Source organism: Streptomyces sedi (assembly GCF_006335015.1).
In the GTDB taxonomy this organism is placed as follows: Bacteria; Actinomycetota; Actinomycetes; order Streptomycetales; family Streptomycetaceae; genus Streptomyces; species Streptomyces sedi.
The window spans coordinates 268,537-293,783 of sequence record NZ_VDGT01000006.1 but is presented as its reverse complement, the minus strand read 5'-3'; the positions used below and the strand labels follow the sequence as shown (position 1 = coordinate 293,783).

Genomic DNA, 25,247 nt, shown 5'->3' with positions numbered 1-25,247 from the left:
TGCGCCGCGCAGTTCCCCGCGCCCCTGGGGAGGGCCGGGGGGCGGGCTAGAGCCCAGCGGCCAGCGTCTCGTGGAGGACGTGGCGGGAGTTGGCGGCGAGGGCGGGGTTGGTTTCGCGGTAGTAGGGGAGTTGGATCAGCGCGACCGACAGGGCCCAGCCCCGGCCGCGCAGCCAGGTCGTGTCGTCGGCGCCGACCGTCGCCCGGAACGTGTCGCGCGCGGACGCCGGGAGCAGGTTCCAGGCGACGGCCTGGTCGGCCGCCGGGTCGCCGACCCCGATCCCGCCGAAGTCGATCACCGCGCTCAGCCGGCCGTCCTCGCCGGTCAGCACGTTGCCGGGGGAGATGTCCCCGTGGAGCCAGCGGTCGGGGCCGTCCGGGGCGGGGAGGGCGACGGCGTGGTCCCAGAGGGCCGTCACCTCGTCCAGGTCGAACGGCTCTGTACCCGGGGGGAGTTGGGCGAGCCGGGTGATCGCCTCGCGGGTGGCGGCGTCCCGTTCGGTCAGCGGCACCCCCCGGCGGGCGCGCGGCGCGTCCGCCGGTGGGGTGACGGAGCGCAGCGCCACCACGAACTCGCCCAACTCGCGGGCCAGCCGCGCCGGTTCGTTGATCTGCCCGACGACCGGGTTGCGGCCGGGGAGCCAGCGGTGCACCGACCAGGGCTGTGGATAGCCCCCGCCGGGCGCACCGACCTCCAGGGGAACGGGAACGGCCACCGGCAGATGCGGCGCCAGCGCGGCCGGCCAGCGGGCCTCCCGTGCGACCGTCTCCTCGTCGTGTGGCCGGCGCGGCAGCCTGACCACCAGGGCCTCGCCCAGCCGGAACATCGCGTTGTCCGTGCCGGACGACGGCACCCGCCGGATCGGCAGTCCTGACCAGCGCGGGAACTGGTCACTGACCAGTCGCCTAACCAGTGTCTCGTCGAGCTCCAGCTCGTCCTCGTGCATCTTCGTCGTCGACCCCACCCGGCCCATCCGAGCGGGGCCGTGGCCCGCTGTCCACCGGTTTATCCGTCGGCCACACCGTCGCCACGCTCCGCTCGGCGACCGGTTGGGCACGGAAAGAGACATCTCTGTGAACTGTTGACAGTTTGCAGTTCACGGTTGAGTGTTGCTGCACGCCGGCACGCCCCCTTTGTGAATGTCCTCTCTTCCCCGTTGGAGTGATCATGCAGAGCGACTCCCCAGCTCGCGCTCCACAGCAGTCCCTGCGCGCGTCGGCGTCCAGCTTTCTCGGGACGACGCTGGAGTGGTACGACTTCTTCATCTACGGGACCACCGCCGCGCTCGTCTTCGGTGACCTTTTCTTCCCGAACGCCAGCGACGTCGCCGGCACGCTGGCCTCGTTCGCCACCCTCGCCGTGGGCTTCGCCGCCCGACCGCTCGGCGGCATCCTCTTCGGGCACTACGGCGACCGGATCGGTCGCAAGAAGATGCTGGTGCTGTCGCTGCTGACGATCGGTGTCTCCACCGTTCTGATCGGCTGTCTTCCCACCTATGACCAGATCGGCGTGGGCGCCCCCGTCCTGCTGGTGATACTGCGGCTCTTCCAGGGCGTGGCCCTGGGCGGCGAGTGGGGCGGCGCCGCGCTGATGTCCATCGAGCACGCGCCGAAGCACAAGCGGGGGCTGTTCGGCAGCGCCACCCAGATGGGAGCGCCGGGCGGGATGCTGCTGGCCGCCGGGGCGGTCAGCCTGGCCAGCTGGGTCAGCGGGGACAGCTACGAGTCCTGGGGCTGGCGACTGCCGTTCCTGGCCAGCGTCGTGATCGTCGCGATCGGCACCGTGATCCGCTCCCGGGTCGCCGAGAGCCCCGAGTTCCAGGCCGCCGCCGAGCGCAAGGAGCAGGCGAAGCTGCCGATCGCCGACGTGCTGCGCGAGGACTGGAGGTCCGTCCTGCTCGGCTCCGGGCTGGCCGCCGCCAACAACGCGATCTTCTACACCGTCTCCACCTACACGCTGTCCTACGCCACCGACCACCTCGACGTGGACAAGGACCAGGTGCTGCACCACGTGACGCTGGTCGCCGCGCTCTACCTGGTGACCGTGCCACTCTTCGGGGCGCTCGCCGACCGGATCGGGCTGCGCCGCCAGGTGGCGATCGCCGGGGCGCTCAGCGCGCTGATGATCTTCCCCTACTTCCTGCTGGTGGAGACCGGGAACACCTGGGTCATCCTGGCCTCCATGGCCGTGGCCCTGGCCGTCGTCCAGTCCGCCGCCTACGCCCCGCAGCCGGCGATCTACGCCGACCTCTTCCCGCCGCGGGTCCGCTACACCGGCGCCTCGCTGGCCTACGCCATCCCGACCACGCTCGTCGGCGGCACCGCCCCGTTCATCGGCACCGCGCTGTACGCCTGGTCGGACAGCAACTACCCGTTCGCGCTCTACATCGCGGCGCTCGGCGCGCTGGCCGCCGGCTGCGCGCTCGGCGCGAAGCCCCGGTACGGGTCCAACGGCACGCCCGCCGCGCCCCAGCCCACCGCCGTCCCCGGAGGCCGCCGTGGCTGACCAGCACACCCGAGGGGAGGCCGCCCGCGAGCTGCGGCGGCTGACCGAGTGGGCCGCCGATCTGGCGGCCGGCGGGATCGGCGCCCTGCCGGAACGCGTCAGGCGCCGGGCCGCCACCATCCTGGTCGACGACCTGGCCGCCATGGCGGGCGCCAGGACCGACCGGCAGGTCACCGAGGTCGCCGCGCTCGCCGCCCGCCGCGGCCCCGGCGCCGAGGCCACCCTGCTGACCCGCGCCCCCGACCGCGCCGAACGGGGCTGGGCCGCGTTCGCCAACGGGGTCGCCGCCAACTGGCAGGAACTCGACGAGGGTTACCGCCGCGCCACCTGCCACGGCGGGCTGTACACGGTGCCCGCCGCCGTCGCCGAGTGCGAGGCCGAGCACGCGGCCCTCGGGCGCGCCCTCACCTCGCTGGTCGTCGGCTACGAGATCGTCACCCGGGTCGCCCGCGCCTACCCGGCGCCCCGGCCGCCCGCCCTGCACCCGCACGCCACGCTCTCCCCGATCGGCGCCGCCGCCGCCGTCTCCGCCGCGCGCGGCCACACCGCGCGCACCCTGGCCGACGCGGTCTCCGGCGCGGCGAGCCTGGCGATGGTCGGCCCGTTCGCCCACGCGGGGCGCGGCGCCCTGGTGCGCAACGCCTGGGCCGGCGCCGGCGCCCAGGCCGGCTTCCTCGCCGCCGACCTGGCGGCGCTCGGCGTCGCCGGCTCCGACGACGGCCTCGCCTCCGTCTTCGCCGACGGCCTCGACCACCCCGTGGAGCCGGCCGCCCTCACCGAGGGCCTCGGCGAGCGGTACGCCGTCGAGGACGGCTACCACAAGGTCTACGCCTGCTGCCAGTACGCGCACGCCGCCGTCGAGGCCGCCCACGCGCTGCGCGCCGGGCCGCTGGCCTCGTTCGCGCCCGACGAGGTCGCCTCCGTGCGGGTGGAGACCCACCCGCTGGCGCTGACCCTGGACGGCGACCGGCCGGAGAACGTGCTGGCCGGGAAGTTCTCCGTGCCGCACGCCGTCGCCGCCACCCTGGTCACCGGGTCCACCGCGCCGGAGGTCTTCTCCGCCGAGTGGCTCGGCGACCGCGCGGTCGCCGAGGTCCGCGGCCGGGTCGAGCTGAGCGAGCACCCGGCGATCGGCGACCCGCCGCACGACCGGCCCGCGCGGGTCACCGTCGAGCTGCGCGGCGGCGCCCGGCACAGCCACGAGGTGGTCAGCGCGCTGGGCGGCCCCGACCGGCCGCTGTCGGCGGGCGACCTGCTGGGAAAGATCGACGCCCTCACCGCGGGCCGCTACCCGTACTTCGGCGAGGTCGCGGCCGTCACCCTCGGCGAGGGCGTGGACTGGGACGTTCCGTTGGCCGACCTGCTGGCGCGGCTCACCGCCGACGCCGGGGAGGGAACGCGATGACCACGCACCCCGACACCACCGCCGCCCGACTGCTGGCGGACGCCGTGCTCGCCGCAGCCGACCCGCGCGTCGAGCCGCCCGCCGAGGTGCCGGCCGCCGCCCGGCTGCACTTCCTGGACGCCTGCGGGGTGGCGCTCGCCGCCGCCGCGACCGGCCCCGTCACCGGCGTCACCGCGCTGGCCGGACGGCCCGAACGCGCCGGCCCCTGCACCGTCATCGGCACCGGCGCCACCGCGCCCGCGCCGCTCGCCGCGCTGGTCAACGGCACCCTGACGCACTCGTTGGAGTACGACGACACCCATGTCGCCTCCGTGATGCACGGCAGCGCCGTGCTCGCCCCCGCCGCGCTCGCCGCCGCCCAGGAGCGGGCCGCCGTCGAGGGAACCGGCGCCGGCGGCGGGGCGCGGATGCTGCGCGGCTACGCCCTGGGCTGGGAGACGCTGATCCGGATCGGGCTGGCCGCGCCCGGCACCATCCAGGCCCGCGGCTTCCAGGGCTCCTCGGCCGCCGGCCCCTTCGCCGCGGCCGTCGCCGCCGGCGTCGTGCACGGGGTCGACGCCGGGGCGCTGACCCACGCGCTGGGCATCGCCGGCAGCCAGGCCGCCGGCACCTTCGCCTTCCTGCGGCAGGGCGCCACCGTCAAGGCCGCCCAGCCCGGCTTCGCCGCCCAGTCGGGGCTGCTCGCCCTGGACCTGGCGCGCGCCGGGGTCACCGGGCCGGACGGGGTGTTCGAGGGGCCGACGGGCTTCTTCGAGCTGTTCGCCGGCGACGCCACCGGCGCCGACCGGCTCGCCGCGCTGGCCGCGACCGTCGGCACCCGCTGGTACCTGCCGGAGGCCGCGTTCAAGGGCTACCCCTGCTGCCACTTCATCCACCCGTTCGTCGAGGCGCTGGCCAGGGTCCTGGACTCGGGCGTCGCCGCCGCCGACGTCGCCGAGGTGCACTGCGCGGTCCCCGAGGGGCAGCTGCCGGTGATCGCCGAGCCGTGGGCCGCGAAGCGGCACCCGGCCAGGGCCAACGACGCCCGCTGGAGCCTGCCCTACGCGCTGGCCGCCCAGCTGGTCGACGGCGACGTGCGGGCCGACCACTTCCGCGGCGGGGTCCGCCCCGACCTGCTGGCCGCCGCCCGGCTGGTGACCGCCGAGCCGTGGCCCGACTCCGGCTACCCGGAGGTCTTCCCCGCGCGGGTGCGGGTGCGCACCACCGACGGCGCGACGCACGAGGCGCACGTCGAGGACGTGCGCGGCTCGGCCCGCCGCCCGATGGGCACCGACGAGGTGGTGGCGAAGTTCCTCGCCAACGCCGCCCTCGGCGGGGTCGCGGACCACGCCGCCAGGGCCGTCGCCGACGAACTGCTCGGCGCGCCCGACCCCGACCTCGGCGTGCTGCGCCTGACCGCGCGCGAGCACACGACACCCGGAACGTCCCACCGGGAGGAGAACGACCATGGCTGAGCCCGCCACGTCCGCACCCCAGGAGCAGAAGGTGCCGCCCCGGGTGGTGGCCGCCGGCGCCGTCGGCTCGATCGTCGAGTACTTCGACTTCGGCGTCTACGGCTATGTGGCGACCATCCTCGCCACCCACTTCTTCGTCAGCGGAGACGACACCGCCGCCCTGCTCTCCACCCTCGCCACGTTCGCCGTCGCGTTCGCGCTGCGCCCGGTCGGCGGCGTGATCTTCGGTCATCTCGGCGACCGCTACGGCCGGAAGAACGCGCTGGCCGGCACCGTCGTGCTGATGGCCGTCGCCTCCGGGCTGATCGGGGTGCTCCCCACCTACGGCGCGATCGGCGTCGGCGCCTCCGCGCTGCTGGTGCTGGCGCGCTGCCTCCAGGGCATCGCCGCCGGCGGCGAGTTGGGCGGCGCCGCCTCGTTCGTCGCCGAGTACTCGCCGCCGAAGCGGCGCGGCATGTACTGCTCCACCACCCAGACCGGGGCGCTGGGCGGTTCGCTGCTGGCCGCGCTGACCGTCTCGCTGCTCAACGAGACGCTCGGCGAGGAGGCCATGCACGACTGGGCGTGGCGGCTGCCGTTCCTGATCGCCATCCCGCTGGGCGTCGTGGGGCTGCTGATCCGCGCCAAGCTGCACGACTCGCCCTCGTTCCGCAAGGTGGAGCAGAAGGACGAGAAGTCCGGCGCGCCCGTCCTGGAGGCGCTGCGGCTGCACCGCAGGGCGCTGATCCAGTGCGTGGGCCTGTCGATCCTGCTGTTCTCCGCGTACTACGTCTTCTACGTCTACGTGAACATCCACCTCACCGAGACGGTGGGCATGGACTCGGGGCTGGCGTTCTGGTCGACCTCGGCGACGCTCGCCGTCTCGACGGTGTGTATGCCGCTCTTCGGCGCGCTGACCGACCGCGTCGGGCGGAAGCCGGTCTTCGTCGGCGCCTCGGTGGCCGCGCTGGTGCTGCCGGTGCCCGGGTTCATGCTCTTCGAGATGGGCCCCGGCTGGGCGATCTCCGCGCACATCGTGATGGGCCTGATCGACTCGGCGCTGATGGGCGCGGCGTTCTCCACGTTCGCCGAGATGTTCCCGACCCGGGTCCGCTACACGGGCATCGCGCTCGGCTTCAACATCGGCAGTGCGGCGGCCGGCGGCACCGCGCCCTACATCTGCACCTGGCTGGTGGACCAGACCGGGTCGCCCCTGGCGCCCGCCTGGTTCGTCATCGGCACGGCGGTACTGACCCTCATCGCCGCGCTCACCCTGAAGGAGACTGCCGGTACGACCCTGCGGGACGCCTGAACCGGTCCCCCGAACACGACAGGAGAGCCGATGTCCGAGTCCGACCAGAGCCGTCTGCTGCCGAGGAACAACACCTACGCGCAGGCCACCGAGTCCGTGCTGCGCGAGATGATCCTCGACGGCTCCATAGGACCCGGCCAGCGGCTCAACGAGGTGACCCTCGCCTCGTCGCTCGGCATCAGCCGGGGCCCGCTGCGGGAGGCGATCCAACGCCTCACCAGCGAGGGGCTGCTGACCGTGATCAGCCACCGGGGCGCCTTCGTGCGGACGTTCTCCCGGGACGAGATCGTCGAACTCTACGAGCTGCGCGCCGCGTTGGAGCTGCACGCGGTGCGGCTGGTGTGCGCGCGGGCCAGCGACGCGGAGCTGGAGGACCTGGACGCCATGCTCTCCGACACCGAGAGCCGGATGCGGGAGTCCACCGGGCACGCCTACCCGCAGGAGCTGGACTTCCATCTGCGGCTGGTGCTGCTGGCCGGCAACCAGGCGCTGATGCGCAGCGCCCTGGAGGCGCACCGGCAGCTGTCGTTGGCGCGTTCCATGTCGGGTCAGCGTCCGACGCGTGCGCGGGCGGCCGTCGTCGAGCACGGCGAGCTGGTGGCGGTGCTGCGCGCGCGGGACCTGGAGGGCGCCACCGCGCTGATGATCCGCCACCTCGACCACTCCATGGCCAGCGCCATCGCGGTGCTGGGACTGCCGGGCGACGAGGACGCCCCCACGACCCGAAGCGACGACCGGTCACGCGGAGCGGACGGCACCGTCGCACCCGACTGAACCGAAGAACACCGACACGCGAGCGAAGGCGAGCATGAGAACCACGACCAGGCTGCGGCAACTCCTTGAGCGCGACGAACGGCCGCTGATGTTGCCGGGTGCCCCCAACGCGCTCACGGCCAGAGTCGTCGAGCTCTCCGGCTTCGACGCGGTCTACGTGTCCGGCGCCGGGGTGACCAACACCCAGCTCGGGATGCCCGACCTGGGGCTGCTCAGCCTTCCCGAGCTGGCGGGGCAGGTCGCGGCGATGGCCGACGCGGTCTCCCTGCCGCTGGTCGTCGACGCCGACACCGGCTTCGGCAACGCGCTCAACGTGCAGCGCACCGTGCGGACCCTGGAGCGCGCGGGCGCCGCGGCCGTGCAGATCGAGGACCAGGTCAGCCCGAAGAAGTGCGGCCACTTCGACGGAAAGGAGATCGTCTCCACGGCCGAGATGGTCGGCAAGATCCACGCCGCCGTCGACGCCAGGAACGACCCCGACCTGCTGGTCGTCGCCCGCACCGACGCGCGGGCGCTGGAGGGGATAGAGGCCGCCTGCGAGCGGGCCGCCGCCTTCCTGGAGGCCGGCGCCGACGTGCTCTTCGTCGAGGCGCCGACCACCAGGGAGGAGATGCGGTACATCACCGAGACGGTGCCGGGCCGCCACGTCGCCAACATGGTGGAGGGCGGGCGCACCCCCCTGCTGTCCCGCGCGGACCTCGCCGACCTCGGCTTCTCCGTCGCGCTCTACGCCAACGCGGCGATGCGCGGCGCGGTCCTCGGGATGCAGTCGGTGCTCGACCACCTCGCGCGGCACGGCGACACCCGGGAGGCCGCCGACCTCATGATCAGCTGGACGGAGCGCCAGGAACTGGTGCGCAAGCCGCACTTCGACGCGTTGGACCGCCGGTACGCCGAGCGGCCCGACGGCGAGGTGACCGACCCGGACGCCCCCACGGACGCCCCCGAGTAACGGAGCCCTGATGAACGAGTACGACCTGCGGCTGACCGGCGGTCGCGTCTTCCTGCACGAGAGCGGACTGGTCGACGCCGACCTGCTGATCCACGACGGCCGGATCGCCGGCATCGTCGAGCCGGGCGCGCCCGGCGCCCCGGCCGCCGCCCGCGAGACCGTCGACCTCCGGGGCGCGACCGTGCTGCCCGGCGCGATCGACCCGCACGTCCACCTGGGCAAGGACATCCGGGTGCCGAAGGAGCGCGACGACGCCGAACGGGAGACCGCCTCGGCGGTCGCCGGCGGCGTCACCTCGATGCTGGTCTACCTGATGAGCTCCGAGCCCTACGAGGAGGTGCACGCCGCCTCCCGCCGCGCCATGGAGTCCGGCACCCACACCGACTTCGGCTTCCACTTCGTGCTCGGCACCGACGAGCACGTGCGGGCCGTCCCCGACTACGTGCGGGAGTTGGGCGTCTCCAGCTTCAAGTTCTTCATGAACTTCCGCGGCGACGAGGGCGCCTACCTGGGGATGCCGGGCAACGACGACGGCTTCATGTACGACCTGCTGGGCATCACCGCCGACCACGGCGCGATGGTCAACCCGCACCCGGAGAACATCGAGATCGTCTGGAAGCTGAGGCAGCAGCCGAGGGACGAGTCCCGCGGCCCGCTGCACGCCTGGCACCTGACCCGCCCGCCGCTGGTGGAGGCCGAGGCCGAGCAGCGCGTCGCCTATCTGGCGGCGGCCACCGGCGCCTCCGCCTACGCGGTGCACACCTCCAGCGCGGCCGGGCTCAACGCGATGCGGATGCAGCGTTCCGCCTACCCGAACCTCTTCGTCGAGACCTGCACCCACTACCTGACGCTGACCACCGGCTCCCCCTGCGGCACCTACGGCAAGGTCAACCCGCCGCTGCGGCCGGAGTCCGACCTGGAGGCGCTGTGGGAGGGCGTCGCGGACGGCAGCGTCGACACCGTCGGCTCCGACCACAACGCGCGCCACCGCTCGTTCAAGGAGAAGGACATCTGGTCCGCCTCCGCAGGCTTCCCCGGCACCGGCGTGCTGCTGCCGCTGACGCTGGGGGAGGGGCTGCGGCGCGGGGTGCCGCTCTCCCGGCTGGTGGACGCCACCAGCACCCGTTCCGCGAAGCTCTTCGGGCTCTACCCGCGCAAGGGCGTGATCCGGGTCGGCGCCGACGCCGACCTGGCCGTCGTCGACCTGGAAGGCGAGACCACCATCGCCGCCGAACGGCAGCACTCCGCCGCCGAGTACACCCCCTGGGAAGGGCGGAAGGCGCCGGTCAGGGTCGTCCACACCCTGGTGCGCGGCCACTTCGCCGTCCGCGACGGGCAACTGTCGAACACCCCCCGGGGCGCCTATCTGCCCCGGGCGCACAGCGGCGCCTCGGCCCTGGCCGCCGCGGAGAAGGAGCAGACACGATGAGCGACCCCACCCGCCCCGCCCACGACGCGGGCGCCGACCAGCCCTGGACGGTGGGCGGCGCCGGGGCGATCGACGCGGAGACCAGGCACCGCTACGAACTCGCCGGCTTCGGCCGGCCCTCCGGGCTCGGCGCCCGGCCCGCGCTGCTGATCATCGACGTGCAGTACCGCACGATCGGCACCCGGCCGATGCCGTTCGACGAGGCCACCCGCGAGTTCACCACCAGCTGCGGGGAGACCGGCTGGGCCGCCGTGGAACGCATCGGCACCCTGCTGCGGACCTTCCGGGAGAACGGCTGGCCGGTGCTCTACCCGCACGTGGCGCCCAAGCGCGGCTACGACGCGGGCCGGCTCGGCGCCAAGGTCCCCGGAATCATGGAGATCCCCGAGCACGGCTACGACTTCGTCGCCGAGGTCGCGCCAGCCGAGGGCGACGTGCTGCTCCCCAAGCGGCACCCCAGCGCGTTCTTCGGCACCCCGCTCACCAGCTACCTGGTGGAGGCCGGCGTCGACACCCTGGTCGTCACCGGCTGCACCACGTCGGGGTGCGTGCGCTCCAGCGTCGCGGACGCGTTCTCCTACAACTTCCGCGTCGCCGTGCCCAGCGACGCGGTGTACGACCGCAGCCCCGTCGTCCACGAGGTCAACCTCTTCGACATGGCGCAGAAGTACGCCGACGTCTCCACCACCGAGCAGCTGCTGCCCCGGCTGGTGGCGCTGAGCGACCAGAACGGGCCGAACGGGCCGAAGAACGAGGGGAGTCGGCGATGAGCGACCGGAGAAGTGACGTGGGCGTCGACGTGGACGTGGACGTAGTTGTCGTCGGCGCCGGTGGCGGCGGGCTGACGGCCGCCATCGCGGCGGCCGAGGCGGGCGCGAGCGTCGCGCTGCTGGAGAAGCTGGAACGCTGGGGCGGCAACACGTTCGTCTCCACCGGCTCCATCCCCGCCGCCGGCACCCGCTACCAGAAGGCCGCCGGCATCGAGGACGACCCGGAGCGGATGACCGCCGACCTGCTGCGGCAGAGCGGCGGTCACGACGCCGAACACCTGGTCCGCTTCCTGGCCGAGGAGTCCGCCTCCCTGGTGGAGTGGCTCGTCGAACAGCACGCCGTCGACCTGCGGATCATCACCGACTACAAGCACGTCGGCCACAGCGTCCAGCGGCTCCACGCCCCGCCGGACCGGCGCGGCGAGTCCCTGGTCAAGGACCTGACGGCCGCCGCCAAGCGGCTCGACGTGGACGTGGTCACCGGAAACCCGGTGCGCGAACTGCTCGTCGAGGACGGCCGCGTGGTCGGCGTCCGCGTCGCGGGCGACCGCGCCGGCAGCTACGAACTCCGCGCGCACTCCGTGGTGTTGGCCGCCAACGGCTTCGGCAACAACAAGGAGATGATCGCCCGCTGGATCCCCGAGTCGCTGCGCGCGCAGTACTTCGGCGCGGAGGGCTCCACCGGCGAGGCCATCGCCTGGGCCGACCAACTGGGCGCCAGGCTGCTCAACATGGGCGCCTTCCAGGGCTACGCGGCCGTCGCCTACCCGCACGGCTCCATCGTCAGCTGGACCTCCGTGGAGAAGGGCGGCTTCCTGCTCTCCCCCGACGGGCTGCGGATGGGCGACGAGAGCGTCGGCTACTCCGGCTTCGCGCCGGTCGTCGCCGGCGTCGCCGAGGAGAGCTGGGTCGTCTTCGACACCCGCATCCGGGACTTCATCGCCGGCAACGAGCCCGAGTTCGCCGAACTCGTCGACGCGGGCGGCGTGAAGGAGGCCGCCACGCCCGAGGCGGCGGCGGCGATCATCGGCTGCCCGCCGGAACGGTTCGCCGAGGCCGTCGCCGACCAGCGTCGGGCCGCGGCGGACGGCTCGGCGGACGCCACCGGCAGGACCGACTTCCCGATGGGCCCGCTGACCGCGCCGTACTGCGTGGTCCGCTCCGTTCCCGCGCTCTTCCACACCCAGGGCGGGGTGGACGTGGACCGCGAGTCGCGCGTGCTGACGGAGGCCGGGGAGCCGATCCCCGGGCTGTTCGCGGTCGGCGGCGTCGCGGGCGGCCTCTCCGGCCGCTCGGGCGCGCGGGGCTACTCCTCGGGCAACGGGCTCCTGTCGGCCGTCGGGTTGGGCCGCGTGGCCGGGGCGAGTGCGGCTGGCGCCGCCGGCCTCGGGAGGCGACTGCCGTAGGCGGTTGGTGCGGTGGGTTGTCGGCGTGAGCCCGGTGGGTGGTTGCTCGCGCAGTTCCCCGCGCCCCTTCCACGCCGGTGGCGGTCTTGGGGGCGCGGGGAACTGCGCGCGTGCTGGGTGGCGGGGGTTGGTCGACTACGGAGCTTCGTGGTCGGGTGGGTTGTCGTCCTCGCCCCGGTGTCGGGTTGCTCGCGCAGTTCCCCGCGCCCCTTCCACGCCGGTGGGCGGCGGGGGTCAGTCGACCGCGGTGTCGCACCGGGCAGGTGGGTGGTCGTCCGCGGCACCGCCGGGGGTGCCGGCCGCTGTCATCACCTGGTCGAGGACCTCGCGGCTGGCCTCCAGACGGGCGATCATGCGGTCCAACCGGGCCCGTTCCACCGCCAGTTCGGCCAGCAGCGTCGGGGTCGCCGCCTCCGAGGGGCCGCCGTCCTCGTCCCTGAGGCAGGGCAGCAGCTCCGCGATCTTCGCGCTGCACAGCCCGGCGGCGAAGAGTTCCTGCACGCGGATCACCCGGTGCACCGCGTGCTCCGGGTAGCGGCGCTGGCCGCCGGCCGTGCGTTCGGCGGCCAGCATCCCCTGCTGCTCGTAGTAGCGCAGCGACCGTTCGCTGACACCCGTGCGGCGGGCCAGTTCGCCGATCCCCATCAGCCCGGGGCCACTTGAACCTGACACCGATGTCACCTCCTACCGTCCCGACATGACACAGCCGAACGCCCATCCGAACACGCACACGAACGCCGCGCTGCTCACGCCCTATTCCCTCGGCCGACTGAGCCTGCCCAACCGGCTGGTGATGGCACCCATGACCCGCTACCGGGGTACCGAGGACGGGCGACCGCAGCCCATCGTCGCCGACTACTACGCGCAGCGCACCGGCGCGGGGCTGATCGTCACCGAGGGGCTGTGGCCGAGCCCGGCCGGGCAGAGCGGATGGCGCATCCCGGGCATGGCGAACGCCGCGCAGGCCACCGCCTGGCGGGAGGTGACCGACGCGGTGCACGCGGCCGGCGGCCGGATCTTCGCCCAGCTGATGCACGGCGGCCGGCTGGGCCACCCCGAGGGACGCGTCGACGGCAGCCGGCCGGCCGGGCCCTCGGCCGTCGCCGCGCCCGAGCGCGTGGCGCTCCGCGACGGCAGTCGTCAACCGGCCGCCGTGCCACGGGAGATGACGGAGGAGGACATCGCGCGGACGTTCGACGAATACGCCGAGGCCGCCCGGCTGGCCGTCACCACCGCCGGCTTCGACGGGGTGGAGCTGCACGGCGCCAACAGCTATCTGCCGCACCAGTTCCTCGCCGACAACACCAACCTGCGCACCGACCGCTGGGGCGGCTCCCCGGCCAACCGGCGGCGCTTCCCGCTGCGGCTGGTCCGTGCCGTCGCCGACGCGGTGGGCGCCGAACGCACCGCGCTGCGGCTGTCGCCGGGAAACCCGCAGTTCGGCATGGTCGAGGAGGACCCGGCGCCGGTCTACCGGCCGCTGGTCGAGGAGTTGGACGGTCTCGGCCTGGCCTATCTGCACCTGACCGACAACGACCGCTACCCCGCGCTGGCCGACCTCGGCCCCCGCTGGTCGGGAACGCTGGTCGCCAACGTCGGCGAGAACGGCCCGGCCACCACGCGGGCGCGGGGCGAGGCGCTGATCGCCGAGGGCCGCGCCCAACTGGTCTCCTACGGGCGGGCGTTCCTCGCCAACCCCGACCTGCCCGCCCGCTTCGCCGCCGGCGCCCCGCTCAACGCGATCGACCGGGACGGGCTCTACGGCTGGGGCCCCGAGGGCTACACCGACTACCCGACCCTCGCCGACGGCCCGGGGCCGGCGGCGCTAGCGGACGCCGGCCGATGAGGCCCGGCGGGACGGCGGGTGCGGCGGCGGGGGAGCGTACGCGGGGCGCGGCGGCACCGCGGGTCGCGCCGGCGCTAACGCCGACGGCCCTGCCGGCGGCGTCGGCGGCCGGGAGGGAACGGGCGGCGCGGCGGCGGCTGCCCTCTCGCCGCGGTTCAGCTTGGCCAGCTCGGCGTTGAACTGGGCGCCGGACAGCAGCGCCAGATTGGAGACCCACAGCCACACCAGGAAGACCACGATCCCGGCCAGCGAGCCGTAGAGCCGGTTGTAGGTGGGGACATGGGAGGCGTACAGGGCGAAGCCGGCCGAGGCGACCAGCCACAGCAGCACCGCCAGCGCCCCGCCGGGCAGCGCCCGCTGCGGCGAGCGGGACTCGTCGGGGCCGGTCCTGAAGACGACCAGGACCAGCGTGGCGACCAGTACGACGAGCAGCGGCCACTTGAAGACCGTCCACGCCGTGCTGCCGCCCTCGCCGAGGTCCAGCACCCGCCCTATGGCCCGCACCGCCTCGCCACTGAGGATCAGCGCCGCCGCGCTGGCGACCAGCAGCCCCAGCAGCCCGAGGGCGGTGAGGATGGTGCGGGGGATGGCCCGCCACGGCGGTCGGCGGTCGGCGACGCCGTGCATCGCGTGCAGCACCCGGCGGAAGATGCTGAGGTAGTTGTACGAGGCCAGCATGGAGCTGAGCACGCCGACCACGATCAACACCCATGCCCCGGCCCGCTCTTCGGTGACGTCGGTGAGGGCGGTGTAGACGTCCTGCCGCGAGTTGGCGGGGACCAGCGCCGAGACGTGGCCGATCAGCTCGGGCCCGGCGGCCGGGTAGGCCATGCCGATCAGCGACAGCGCGACGAAGAGGGTGGGGAAGACCGCCAGCACCGAGTAGTAGGTGAGAGCGGCGGCCCAGTGGTCGATGTCGTCCCGCCACAGCGAGACCGGTGTGCGCCGGAACGCCACCCACCAGCGGCGGCCCTCGCCGTCGCGCGTCCGCCCGTCCTCGGCCCGACTCACCTGCTCGCCGCCTCCACCACCTGGGCCAGCCACACGGCCAGCCCGGCACAGACCGCGGTCAGCGCCGGCAGGCGCCGCTGGGACCAGTGTCCCTGAACGGGCCGCCCCCGCCGCGCACCGGCCCCCCGGCGCGCGGCACCGCCGTGCCCTTCCTCACCACGCATTCCGCCGCTCCCGTTCCGTTCCGTCCGTTTCCGCAAGCCGCCGGCGCACCGTCACGGTGCGCGTCGTCACCGTACGCGACGCGTCACTGCACGCGCGGCTCGTCGTCCTCCAGCTCCTCGTCGGGGAGGCGCACATCGACGATCGAGACGTTGACCTCGATCACCTCAAGGCCGGTCATCCGCTCCACGGCGGAGATCACGTTCTCCCGCACCTCGCGCGCCAGGTCGCTGATCGGCACGCCGTACTCGACCATCACGTCCAGCTCGATGGCGGTCTGCCGCTGGCCGACCTCCACCTTGACGCCGCGCGAGACCTGGGTCCTGCCGCCGGGGACGCGGTCGCGGACGGCGCCCAGGGTGCGGGAGAGGGTGCCGCCGAGGGCGTGCACGCCGGGGACCTCGCGGGCCGCCATTCCGGCGATCTTCTCCACGACGCCGCCGGCGATCGAGGTGCGCCCGCGGGTCGCCGCCGGCTCCTGCGTGCCGGAGGTGCCCTCGCTCACCGTGGTGTTCGCGTCCCGCCCGGCCGCCGCCGTCTGGCGCGGCAGCCGCTCGTCCCCGGCGGCGGTCTGGTCCTGGGCGCTGTCAGCGGCACTGTGCGAGGCTGTCTTGGTTGCCATGGCTGCCTGCCTTTCGTCGGTCGGGCCGCGACCGGAAGCCCGGTCGCGCTCACATCTGGTAGGACACGGTGGTTCGGGAAACGTCACGCACGTTTTTTGAGACGGTCGTGTTTCGGCCATGGCGCGCCCCCGGGTGCCTCGGGTAGAGCAGGGGTGGGAACGGTGGCGCGAGTAGTCCAGTGAGGAGCGAGGGGTGGCGATCGACGCCGATGCCGGGGCGGAGACCGGTAACGACAGCGGGGGCGACGACGCCCTGCTGACGGCCCGTGCCCGCGAGGGCGACGAGGCCGCCTTCGAGGCGCTGGTGCACCGGCACGGGCCCGTGCTGCTGCGGCTGGCCGGGCAGTTGCTCGGCGGGCGCGCGGGGGTGGGCGCCTCGGCGGACGCGGAGGACGCCGTGCAGGACGCGTTCGTCAGCGCCTGGCGGCGGCTGCCGGAGTTCCGCGGGGACGCGGCGTTCCGCAGCTGGATGTACCGGATCGTGACCAACCGCTGTCTGAATCTGCTCCGCGCCGGCCGCCCCACCGACCCGCTGGAGGCGGTCGCCGAGCCGGAGGCGCCGGAGGCGCTGGCGTCCCCGGCGCGCGCCGCGGAGAACCGGGCGGCGGTCCGCGCGCTGCGCGACGCGCTCGGCGGGCTCTCGCCCGAGCAGCGGGCGTGCTGGGTGCTGCGGGAGTTCCACGGGCAGAGCTACGAGGAGATCGCACAGGCGGTCGGCATCACGCCGCAGGCCGTCCGGGGTCGGCTCTTCCGAGCCAGGCGTTACCTGATGGAGGCGATGGAAGCATGGCGCTAGAGGGAGCGGGCGCCTCCGGGAGCGGCGAGGAGCCGCACGTGGAGCGGGCCCCGGACGAGGAGATCCTGGACTGCGGCCGGCCGCTCGCCGAACTGTGGGAGGCGTGGGACGAGGGCAGGACCGCCGCCGACCCGCACACCCGGGAGTGCGCGTACTGCCAGGCGGCGCTCGCCGAGCTGCGCGCGCTGGGCGAGGTGGTGGCCGCGACCAGGGCCGCCGAGGAGCACGCGCCGGCGCCCCAGGGCCTGGCCTCGCGCGTGACGACCCGGGTGATGGAGATCGTCCGGCTCGAACTGCGCCCCGGCCGCACCCTGCCGCTGGGGGAGCCCAACGAGGACGCGTGGATCGTGGAGGCCGCGGTGGCACGGGTCTTCAGGGACGCGGTGGAGGAGCTGGGCGGGGTGCGGGTCGGCAGCTGCCGGATCGCGCCGCTGGGCGCGCACTCCTCCGGCCAGGGCCCGCCGCGCGGGCCGGTCGCGGTGCGGATCGAGATGGTGGCCGGGCTGCGGTGGACGGTGCCCGAGCTGGCCGAGGCGGTGCGGGCGCGGCTGGCGGTGGCCGCCGACGAGGAACTGGGCCTGGAGGTGCGGACGGTGGACGTGCATGTGCTGGACCTGACGGACACCCTCCCGGGTGGCGAGAGGCGGGCGCGGTGAACGGGAACGGTGTCCGGGACCGCGTGCGGGAGGCGGTCGGCCTCGCGGTGCGCGGCGTGGAGGGCGTGGCCTTCCCCGCGTCCGGCATCGCCGGGCTGCTGCGCGGGCGCCCGGGCGGGCGGGGCGCCGGCGGGGTGCGCGTCGATCCGCTGCCGGGCGGCGGGTGGCGCGTGGAGGTGTCGGTGGGCGTCGTGCGGGGCCACCGGGCGGTCGACGTGACCCGCGCGGTGCGGCGCGCGGTGCGCGGCGCGGTGGCCGAGGCGGCGCCCGGGACACCCGCCGGACCGCTGGGCGTCACCGTGACCGTCACGAGCATCACCTGAGCTTCGCCGGGCGGCGGGTTTGCCGACCGCTTCGACCGTTCACCGACCGAACGGTGCTCGTATGGCGAACGGGTCCGACCGTTCCCTTTCGGCGGGCGAAGGCTTGGGCAACCCGGGCTTAACGGGGCGGAGTTCGCGCGTGGCCCGCGCTTCGCCCGCCGGCCCGATGGCGGCCATCGGATCGCCGGCCGGGCGCCAGGGCGGGGTCAGCCGCCCGTAGGCCGCGCTGGCTGCACTCGTGTACATGACGCAGCTTCCGTCCCCCACCGACGAACTCCGCACCGCCGCCCGCCGGATCGACCGCCGCCGCTTCCTCACCGTGACCGGCGCCGCCGCCGCGATCGCGTTCGCCGCGAACCTGCCGAACACCGCCCACGCCGCCCCCGCAGCCGACGGATCGGCCCTGGAGAGCGACCCGTTCACCCTCGGAGTCGCCTCGGGCGACCCGCTGCCCGACTCCGTCGTGCTGTGGACGCGGCTGGCGCCGCTGCCCCTGGAGCTGGACGGCGGGCTGCCGGCCGAGCCCTACGAGGTCGCCTGGGAGGTCGCGCGCGACGCCGACTTCACCCGGCCCGTCGCCTCCGGCACCGAGGTGGCCCACCCCGAGTTCGCGCACAGCGTGCACGTCGAGGTCGCCGGGCTCGAACCCGCCACCACCTACCACTACCGCTTTACCACCGGCGACTGGTCATCTGCCACCGGTCGCACGAAGACGGCGCCGGCGCCGGGCGCGCTGCCCGCCGCGGTGCGCTTCGGACTGGTCTCCTGCCAGCGTTACGACCAGGGCTTCTACACCGCCTACCGGCACCTGGCCGCCGAGCCGGAACTGGACGCGGTGCTGCACCTCGGCGACTACCTCTACGAGTACGCGGTCGACGCCACCGCCGGCGTGCGCGGCACCCCGGTGCCCTCCCACCTGAACCGCGAGACCCGCACGCTGGAGGACTACCGCACCCGTTACGCGCTCTACCACTCCGACCCCGACCTCCAGGCCGCGCACGCCGCGCACCCGTTCGTCGTCACCTGGGACGACCACGAGGTGGACAACAACTACGCCGGCGCGGTCTCCGAACAGGACGACCCCGTCGAGGAGTTCCTGGTGCGCAGGGCCGCCGCCTACCGCGCCTACTGGGAGAACATGCCGCTGCGCACCCCCCAGCTGCCCGACGGCCCCGACCTGCGGCTGCACCGCCGGCTCCACTACGGGCGCCTGGCCCAGCTCGACATCCTCGACACCCGGCAGTACCGCGACGACCAGGCGCACGGCGACGGCTGGCAGCTGCCGGGCGAGGAGGCCGCCGACCCGGCGCGCACGCTGCTCGGCGCGGAGCAGGAACGCTGGCTGGCCGACGGCTGGCGCGGGTCGGAGGCGGTGTGGAACGTCGTCCCGCAGCAGGTGACGGTGGCCCGCCGCCGCGACCGGGTGACCGGGCCGTGGCCGCTGTCGATGGACTCCTGGGACGGCTACCCCGCGGCGCGGGAACGGCTGTTGGCGTCGGCGGAGGAGGCGGGCGTCGAGAACCTGGTGGTGTGCACGGGGGACGTCCACGTGCACTACGCGTTCGACCTGAAGGCCGACTGGGACGACCCGGACTCCCGCACGGTCGGGGTCGAGCTGGTCACCAGCTCGGTCGCGAGCGGCGGGGACGGGGCGGAACGGCCGGCCAACTGGGAGGCGTTGACCGGCGCCAACCCGCATCTCCGCTTCTACGACGGGCGGCGGGGGTATGTGGTGGTGACCCTGGACGAGACGGCGGCCCGCGCGGAGTACCGCGTGGTCGACCGCGTCACGACCCCCGACGCGGGCGTCACGACGGCCGCCACGTTCACCACGACGGCGGGAGAGCCGGGCCTCCGGCGGGCCTGACCGCCGTCCCCGCGCGGGGCGTTGGGGTTGGTCGACTACGGAGCTTCGTGGGTGGGTGGGTTGTCGTCTGCGCCCCGGTGGTGGGTTGCTCGCGCAGTTCCCCGCGCCCCTTCACCGGCGGTGGGCGGCTTGGGGGCGCGGGGAACTGCGCGGTGCATGGGTGGCGGGGGTTGGTCGACTATTCACGTGCGTGGCTCAGGTGGGTTGTCGGGTGCGGCCCGGTGGTCGGTTGCTCGCGCAGTTCCCCGCGCCCCTGGTTGTGGTGGGCGTGGTGGGTCAGGTGCGGGTTCACGTTCGGCAGGTGACGGCGGGCTTGGGGGCGCGGGGAACTGCGCGGTGCATGGGTGGCGGGGGTTGGTCGACTACTGACCTTGCCGGTCTGGGTGGGTTGTCGTCCTCGGCCCGGTGGTGGGTTGCTCGCGCAGTTCCCCGCGCCCCTGGTGTGGGCTGGCGTGGTCGGCCAGGTGCATTCGTGGCGGGGTGCGGACGACAGCGACGGTGCACCGGGTGGGTGGGTGGTCGTTCCGGCGGAGATGAGACGCGTTTCACTTCCGGGTCGGAGGGCCCCGCAGGGCCCTCCCGGCGCCCCGCCGGCAGGCGGCCCCCGGCCGGGGGCGGCGCGTCAGGACGGCGCTGGCCAGCGCAAACGAGCGGGCGACGCGCGCGGTTCCGGTGGCGTTCGTCCGCCGGGAACGCGTCATTCGTCCGGCCGTTATCCGAAGGCGGCGAAGGCAGATCGTGGGATGATTGGGTCGTCCTAACGATTCCCGGAGAGGTGCATGACTCAGCTCGGCCAGAGCCCAACGGCCGTATCAGGTTCCGACGTTCGTCCCCCCAACGCCACCGAGATATCCACCGGAGCCCCCCCCGGGATATCCACCGCCGCCCTCCATACTCCGCTCCCCACCCCGCAGCTCAGCAAGCGCCGCAAGGCGGGGCTGCTGATCGTCCTGATCCTGGGCAGCCTCTCGGCTCTGCCGCCGCTCTCCATCGACATGTACCTGCCGGCGCTCCCCGAGGTCGCCGACTCGCTGGGCACCGGCGCCGCCACCATCCAGCTCACGCTCACCGCCTGCCTGCTGGGCCTCGGCCTCGGGCAGCTCATCGTGGGACCCATGAGCGACCAGCTCGGCCGCCGTTGGCCGCTGATCGCCGGCATGGCCTGCTACGTGGTCGCCTCCGTCGCCTGCGCGTTCGCGCCGACGGTCGAGATCCTGACGGGCTGCCGGTTCGTGCAGGGGCTGGCCGGCTCGGCCGGCGTCGTGATCGCGCGGGCCATCGTCCGCGACCTCTACTCCGGCGTCGCGATGGCGCGGTTCTTCTCGACCCTGATGCTGGTCTCCGGCGTGGCGCCGATCCTCGCGCCGGTCTTCGGCGGCCAGTTGATGCGGGTCACGGACTGGCGCGGCATCTTCCTGGTGCTTGCCGGCACCGGCGTGGTGCTGATCTTCGTGGTCATCCGCTGGCTGCCCGAGACCCTGCCGCCCGAGCGCCGGCAGAGCGGCGGCGTGCCGGCCGCGCTGCGCGCCATGGGAGGGCTCTTCAAGGACCGCGTCTTCACCGGCCATCTGCTGGTCGGCAGCCTGGTCTTCGCCGCGCTCTTCGCCTACGTCGCGGCCTCGCCGTTCGTGGTGCAGGAGATCTACGGGGCCTCGCCGCAGACCTACAGCATGGTCTTCATGGCCAACTCCATCGCCCTGGTGCTGATGAGCCAGGTCAACGGAAAGATCCTGGTCGGCCGCGTCCCGGTGCACCGCACCATGTCGATCGGGCTCGGCATGATCACCCTCTCCGCCGTCGCGCTGCTGGTGATGACCACCGGCGTCTTCGGCGAGGCCAACCTGCTGGCGATCTCCGTCGGGCTCTTCTTCCTGATGGGCTCCATGCCGCTGGTGCTGCCCAACGCCAACTCCGAGGGCTTGGACCGGGCGCCGCACGCGGCGGGCGCGGCCTCCGCGCTGCTGGGCGCGTTCCAGTTCTTCATCGGCGCGGTCGCCTCCCCGCTGGTGGGCGTCGCCGGGGAGCACACCGCCGTGCCGATGGCCGTCGTCCAGCTGGTCGCGGTGCTCGCCGGGGCGCTGTGCTACTTCACGATGTGCCGGCCGAAGCGGTCCGCCGCCCGGCCTACACTTCCCGGGTGACCAGCACCTCCGACCAACTGCGGGCCTCGCTCGAAGGGCTGCTCGCCGGGCTGCCGCCGCGCGGCGCGGCGGGCGCCGTCGAGCGGCTGATGGCCGGGTACCGGGGCACCACCCCTGGCCCGGCGCCCGAGCTGCGCGACCGGTCCGACGCCGTCGCCTACGCCGCCTACCGGATGCCGGCCACCTTCGAGGCGGTCTCGGCCGCGCTGGCCGCCTTCGCGGCCAGGCTTCCCGACTGGACCCCGGCCAGCCACCTCGACCTGGGGGGCGGGACCGGCGCCGCGACCTGGGCCGCCACAAGGGTCTGGCCGACGGAACGCCCGACCCTCGTCCTCGACCGGGCGGGCCCCGCGCTCGACCTCGGCCGCGAGCTGGCCGGCGCGCCGGCCGCGCCGGCCGCGGTGCGTGCCGCCGAGTGGCGCCGGCACGCCATCGGCGCCGAGCTGCCCACGGCCGAACTGGTCACCGTCTCCTATGTGCTGGGCGAGCTGCCCGAGGCCCAACGGGAGGCCACCGTCGCGGCGGTGGCCGCGGCCGGGCGGGCCGTCGTGCTGGTGGAGCCCGGCACCCCGGACGGCTATCTGCGGGTGCGCGCCGCCAGGGACCAGCTGCTGGCGGCAGGCCTCACGGTGCTCGCGCCGTGCCCGCACGGCGCGAGCTGCCCGTTGACCGTCGGCGAGGACTGGTGCCACTTCGGGACCCGGGTCAACCGTTCCGCGCTGCACCGGCGGGTCAAGGGGGGCGAACTCCCCTACGAGGACGAGAAGTTCTCCTATGTCGTGGCCTTCAGCGACCCGCCGGCGGTCGGCGGGGGAGAGCCCCGAGTGATTCGCCGGCCGCGGCAGCGGAAGGGGCAGGTGCTGCTCGACCTGTGCCTCCCGGACGGCACGACGGAGGCCCGCACCGTCACCAAGCGGCACGGCGCGGGGGCCTATCGGCTGGCCCGCGACACGGCGTGGGGCGACCCGTACGCCCTGCCGGGCGGCTGACCCCGCGACGGGGTCCTTGCCGGACGGGCAGCGGCGTGTGTCGTCCTTGCCCCGGTGAGTGGTTGCTCGCCCCCGCACTGCCGCGGGCGGCCGTCTTTGGGGGCGCGGTGCGTTCGTGGCGGGGGTTGGCCGACTACTGACCTTGCCGGTCTGGGCGGGTTGTCGTCCTCGCCCCGGCGTTGGGTTGCTCGCGCAGTTCCCCGCGCCCCTTCACCGGTGGTGGGCGGCTTGGGGGCGCGGGGAACTGCGCGAATGCTGGGTGGCGGGGGTTGGTCGAGTACGGAGCTTCGTGGCTGGGTGGGTTGTCGGCGTGAGCCCGGTGTGTGGTTGCTCGCGCAGTTCCCCGCGCCCCTTCACTGCCGGTGGGCGGCTTGGGGGCGCGGGGAACTGCGCGGTGCATGGGTGGCGGGGGCCAGGCGACTACGGTGCCGCACCGGCTGGGTGGGTGGTCGTCCTCGGCGCGGTGCGTTCGTGGGCGGTCAGCCGTAGCAGCGGAGTTCGTACAGGGCCGCCGACGGGTCGCCGTTGGTCGCGTGGACGACCACCCGCACCCGCCGCGCCCGGACCGGCTCCGCCAGCTCGTGGCGCCGCCGCGGCTGGTAGTTGCCGGTCACCGTCACCACGGGCCGCCACTCGGCGGGCTCGCCGGGCGCCGCCTCGGTGACCTCGACCGTGTAGTCGCGGGCGCACTGCGGGTCCCGGTAGAACGGGCCGTACACCTCGTAGTCGCGGATCAGATGGCCGGGGAACGTCAGCTGCACCGTGCGCAGCTCGACCGGCTCGTCCCACTCCGCCGCCACCCACTGCGGCAGCGGCGCCGCCGGGTCGGAGCGCCAGACGTTCACCGCGCGGTGCGGCCTGGTCTCGCCGCTGAGCACGTTCCCCGGCCCGTAGCAGCCCTGCGGCGGGGAGACGCGGAACGCGGCGGTGACCCCGTCGCGGAAGCGGCGCAGCTGCCCGCTGGCCATCTGGAACGCGCTGACGTGGCCCGGCTCGACGCGGTTCGCCGTGTGCCAGCGCACCCCTGGCGTGGCCGCCAGGTCCAGCCGCAGATAGCGGTGGCCGGTGCCGGGCAGCGCCTCGACCGCCGCCGAACTCCCCAGCTCGGGCCGCCACGGGAGCCAGTGGTGCCGCCCGGGGGGCACCCGCAGCGTGGTGGTGGCCAGCGGTTCCCGGTCGACGCGGTAGTCCCAGATGTGGTCGACGGGCAGCAGTGAGACGGCGACCTCGCGTTCCTCGTCCCCGTCGTTGCTCAGGCACACCTCGATCTCGCGCAGCGTGAAGCGGCCGTCGGCGATCTCGGCGCCGATCCACTGGCCCCGGCGGGCCGTCAGCTCGTCGGCCGGGTCGTCGGGCCCGAACTTCCTGCGCCGGTCCCACCCTTCGGCGCGCCACGGGTCGTGCGGACCCGCGCCGTGCAGCACCGCCTCCGAGCTGGCGTGGACGGCGTGCGCCCGGCGGGCGAGGTCGTCGGCGTCGGTGTTGAGGACGTTCGGCAGGAAGCAGCCGTCCCGCAGCAGCGTCTGCTGCACCTCGTCGACGGCCTCCGCCGGCACGGCCGCCGCCGTCAGCCCGCGGCGCACCGCGACGGCGGCGGCGGTGCCGGCGGCCTGGCCCATCAGCGCCGTGGTGTTCTGCACCCGCACGGAGCCGAGCGCGACATGGGTGGCGCTCACGTTGCGGCCTGCCATCAGCAGGTTGTCCACGTCCTTGGCGGTCAGGCTGCGCAGCGGGATGCCGAACGGGCCGACGTAGGCGGCCACCGCGGCCGAGGCGGACGGGTCGTGGCCCTCGGCGGCCGTCGGCTCGCTGGTGGGGGCGAGCAGCCCGCCGGGGGTGTGCAGGTCGATGTTCCAGCCGCCGTAGGCGATCTCGTCCTCGAACGGCTCGGGCCGCCGCAGGTCGTGCTCGGTCATCAGGTGCTGGCCCATGATCCGGCGGCTCTCCCGCTTGCCGGGCAGCTGGCCGATCCAGTCCAGCGCGTAGGTGGCGGCGCGTTCCCTCAGCTTCGGGTCCTTGTTCTTGATCCAGTCCCAGACGCCGAGGGCGTGCCGGGTCAGCTCGTGGCGGATGCGCTCGTTGTCGTGGATGGTGTGCCACGGCACGCCGATCTCGATCCACCAGAAGCCGCCGCGCAGCGTGCTGGGCCGCCGGCCGCCCTTGTAGAAGAACGAGGCGTCGTCGTACTCGACCGCCCAGGAGGGCAGTTCGAACTCGACCGGGTAGCCGACGTCCCGGGTCTTGAAGTGGATGGAGGAGCCCATCACGTTGTCGTTGGCGGTCGGCGGCGCGTGCGGCTCGTCGAACTCGTCCGCGCCCTCCGTGCCCATGCGCCACTCGCAGCCGGCGAGGTCGGCCACCACGCCGTCGCCGGTGCAGTCGACGAACACGTCGGCGCGCAGCGTCAGTTCGGTCTCGGCGTGGGTGGTGCGGGCGGTGATCGAGGTGATCCGCCCGTCGGTGACGTCGACGCCGGTGACCGAGGTGTTGAGGTGCGGCGTCAGGCCCGGGGTGTTCATCACCAGGTCGTACTGGACGAGGTCCCAGACGCCGTTGGTCCAGCCGTTCTCGAAGATCTCCTCGTGGTTGGTGGCGCGTTCGGCCGCCAGCAGCTCGGAGACGACGCCCGTCTCGCGGGCGTACGCGTGGTAGATGGCGGCGCCGCGCGGCACCACCCGGATCTCGGAGGAGCTGTTGCCGCCGAGGACGGGGCGGTCCTGCACCAGGCAGGTGCGGGAGCCGTGGCGCGCCGCCGCGACGGCGGCGCTGAGGCCCGCCAGGCCGCCGCCGCAGACGACGACGTCGTAGTTTTCGGTGAGGTGGTGCATGGGGAGTGTCTCCTTGGGAG

22 protein-coding genes are annotated in these 25,247 nt (G+C 74.2%); 16 read left to right on the top strand and 6 right to left on the bottom strand.

What is annotated here, in order from left to right; translation table 11 throughout:
- Positions 1-46: 46 nt before the first annotated feature.
- Complete coding sequence (locus FH715_RS11090; protein ID WP_246108677.1) at positions 47-973, bottom strand: aminoglycoside phosphotransferase family protein; 927 nt, start codon at positions 971-973, stop codon at positions 47-49.
- A 194-nt stretch (positions 974-1,167) separates the two neighbouring features.
- Between FH715_RS11090 and FH715_RS11085 the strand changes: the two genes are divergently transcribed.
- The 9 genes from FH715_RS11085 to FH715_RS11045 are packed head-to-tail and all read left to right on the top strand — an operon-like array spanning position 1,168 to position 11,986.
- Positions 1,168-2,505 (top strand): MFS transporter, encoded by a 1,338-nt coding sequence (locus FH715_RS11085; protein WP_139643804.1) that lies wholly within the window; start codon positions 1,168-1,170, stop codon positions 2,503-2,505.
- On the top strand, positions 2,498-3,910 hold the full coding sequence (locus FH715_RS11080) for an MmgE/PrpD family protein (protein WP_139643801.1): 1,413 nt from the start codon (positions 2,498-2,500) through the stop codon (positions 3,908-3,910). Before FH715_RS11085 ends, FH715_RS11080 begins: the two co-directional genes overlap by 8 nt.
- Positions 3,907-5,364 (top strand): MmgE/PrpD family protein, encoded by a 1,458-nt coding sequence (locus FH715_RS11075; protein ID WP_139643798.1) that lies wholly within the window; start codon positions 3,907-3,909, stop codon positions 5,362-5,364. The genes FH715_RS11080 and FH715_RS11075 overlap by 4 nt, the downstream gene beginning before the upstream one ends.
- Positions 5,357-6,655 (top strand): MFS transporter, encoded by a 1,299-nt coding sequence (locus FH715_RS11070; protein ID WP_246108676.1) that lies wholly within the window; start codon positions 5,357-5,359, stop codon positions 6,653-6,655. Before FH715_RS11075 ends, FH715_RS11070 begins: the two co-directional genes overlap by 8 nt.
- Before the next feature lie 30 nt (positions 6,656-6,685).
- Positions 6,686-7,429, top strand: a complete 744-nt coding sequence (locus FH715_RS11065) for a GntR family transcriptional regulator (RefSeq protein ID WP_139643795.1) — start codon at positions 6,686-6,688, stop codon at positions 7,427-7,429.
- Positions 7,430-7,463: 34 nt separating this feature from the next.
- Entirely contained in the window at positions 7,464-8,381 is a 918-nt protein-coding gene (locus FH715_RS11060; RefSeq protein ID WP_139643792.1) for an isocitrate lyase/PEP mutase family protein, read from the top strand.
- Between the two features lie 10 nt (positions 8,382-8,391).
- Complete coding sequence (locus tag FH715_RS11055) at positions 8,392-9,810, top strand: dihydroorotase (protein ID WP_139643790.1); 1,419 nt, start codon at positions 8,392-8,394, stop codon at positions 9,808-9,810.
- Complete coding sequence (locus tag FH715_RS11050; protein WP_139643787.1) at positions 9,807-10,580, top strand: isochorismatase family protein; 774 nt, start codon at positions 9,807-9,809, stop codon at positions 10,578-10,580. The genes FH715_RS11055 and FH715_RS11050 overlap by 4 nt, the downstream gene beginning before the upstream one ends.
- Positions 10,577-11,986, top strand: coding sequence for an FAD-dependent oxidoreductase (locus FH715_RS11045; RefSeq protein WP_139643784.1), 1,410 nt, complete (start codon positions 10,577-10,579; stop codon positions 11,984-11,986). Before FH715_RS11050 ends, FH715_RS11045 begins: the two co-directional genes overlap by 4 nt.
- A 234-nt stretch (positions 11,987-12,220) precedes the next feature.
- Here the strand turns inward: FH715_RS11045 and FH715_RS11040 are convergent, their stop codons facing one another.
- Positions 12,221-12,631: a MerR family transcriptional regulator gene (locus tag FH715_RS11040; RefSeq protein ID WP_139643906.1), complete on the bottom strand. Its 411-nt coding sequence runs from the start codon at positions 12,629-12,631 to the stop codon at positions 12,221-12,223.
- Positions 12,632-12,683: 52 nt separating this feature from the next.
- On the opposite strand from FH715_RS11040, the gene FH715_RS11035 reads away from it, so the two are divergent.
- Complete coding sequence (locus tag FH715_RS11035; protein WP_139643781.1) at positions 12,684-13,832, top strand: alkene reductase; 1,149 nt, start codon at positions 12,684-12,686, stop codon at positions 13,830-13,832.
- On the opposite strand, the gene FH715_RS11030 is transcribed toward FH715_RS11035, so the two are convergent.
- The 3 genes from FH715_RS11030 to FH715_RS11025 all read right to left on the bottom strand — a co-directional run bounded on the left by FH715_RS11030 (position 13,812) and on the right by FH715_RS11025 (position 15,627).
- The gene (locus tag FH715_RS11030; protein ID WP_246108675.1) at positions 13,812-14,843 is read right to left on the bottom strand and encodes a YihY/virulence factor BrkB family protein; all 1,032 of its coding nucleotides are present in this window, start codon (positions 14,841-14,843) and stop codon (positions 13,812-13,814) included. The two genes, FH715_RS11035 and FH715_RS11030, sit on opposite strands and share 21 nt — an antisense overlap.
- A complete protein-coding gene (locus FH715_RS28175; protein ID WP_170184693.1) occupies positions 14,840-15,007 on the bottom strand; it encodes a hypothetical protein in 168 nt (55 codons plus the stop codon). Before FH715_RS28175 ends, FH715_RS11030 begins: the two co-directional genes overlap by 4 nt.
- A gap of 83 nt (positions 15,008-15,090) precedes the next feature.
- Positions 15,091-15,627 carry an Asp23/Gls24 family envelope stress response protein gene (locus tag FH715_RS11025; RefSeq protein WP_139643778.1) on the bottom strand — a complete coding sequence of 179 codons (537 nt, stop codon included), beginning with the start codon at positions 15,625-15,627 and terminating at the stop codon, positions 15,091-15,093.
- Between the two features lie 193 nt (positions 15,628-15,820).
- Here FH715_RS11025 and FH715_RS11020 point away from each other — a divergent pair, with 193 nt between their 5' ends.
- From FH715_RS11020 to FH715_RS10995, 6 genes are all read left to right on the top strand, one after another.
- Complete coding sequence (locus FH715_RS11020; RefSeq protein ID WP_139643775.1) at positions 15,821-16,423, top strand: RNA polymerase sigma factor; 603 nt, start codon at positions 15,821-15,823, stop codon at positions 16,421-16,423.
- Complete coding sequence (locus FH715_RS11015; protein ID WP_139643772.1) at positions 16,414-17,079, top strand: hypothetical protein; 666 nt, start codon at positions 16,414-16,416, stop codon at positions 17,077-17,079. Before FH715_RS11020 ends, FH715_RS11015 begins: the two co-directional genes overlap by 10 nt.
- Positions 17,076-17,402 carry a hypothetical protein gene (locus tag FH715_RS11010; protein ID WP_139643770.1) on the top strand — a complete coding sequence of 109 codons (327 nt, stop codon included), beginning with the start codon at positions 17,076-17,078 and terminating at the stop codon, positions 17,400-17,402. Before FH715_RS11015 ends, FH715_RS11010 begins: the two co-directional genes overlap by 4 nt.
- 244 nt (positions 17,403-17,646) lie before the next feature.
- Positions 17,647-19,269, top strand: coding sequence for an alkaline phosphatase D family protein (locus FH715_RS11005; RefSeq protein WP_139643767.1), 1,623 nt, complete (start codon positions 17,647-17,649; stop codon positions 19,267-19,269).
- A 779-nt stretch (positions 19,270-20,048) separates the two neighbouring features.
- A complete protein-coding gene (locus tag FH715_RS11000; RefSeq protein WP_139643766.1) occupies positions 20,049-21,410 on the top strand; it encodes a Bcr/CflA family multidrug efflux MFS transporter in 1,362 nt (453 codons plus the stop codon).
- Positions 21,407-22,399: a small ribosomal subunit Rsm22 family protein gene (locus FH715_RS10995; RefSeq protein ID WP_246108674.1), complete on the top strand. Its 993-nt coding sequence runs from the start codon at positions 21,407-21,409 to the stop codon at positions 22,397-22,399. The genes FH715_RS11000 and FH715_RS10995 overlap by 4 nt, the downstream gene beginning before the upstream one ends.
- A 479-nt stretch (positions 22,400-22,878) precedes the next feature.
- On the opposite strand, the gene FH715_RS10990 is transcribed toward FH715_RS10995, so the two are convergent.
- On the bottom strand, positions 22,879-25,227 hold the full coding sequence (locus FH715_RS10990) for an FAD-dependent oxidoreductase (protein ID WP_139643763.1): 2,349 nt from the start codon (positions 25,225-25,227) through the stop codon (positions 22,879-22,881).
- Between the last annotated feature and the right edge of the window lie 20 nt (positions 25,228-25,247).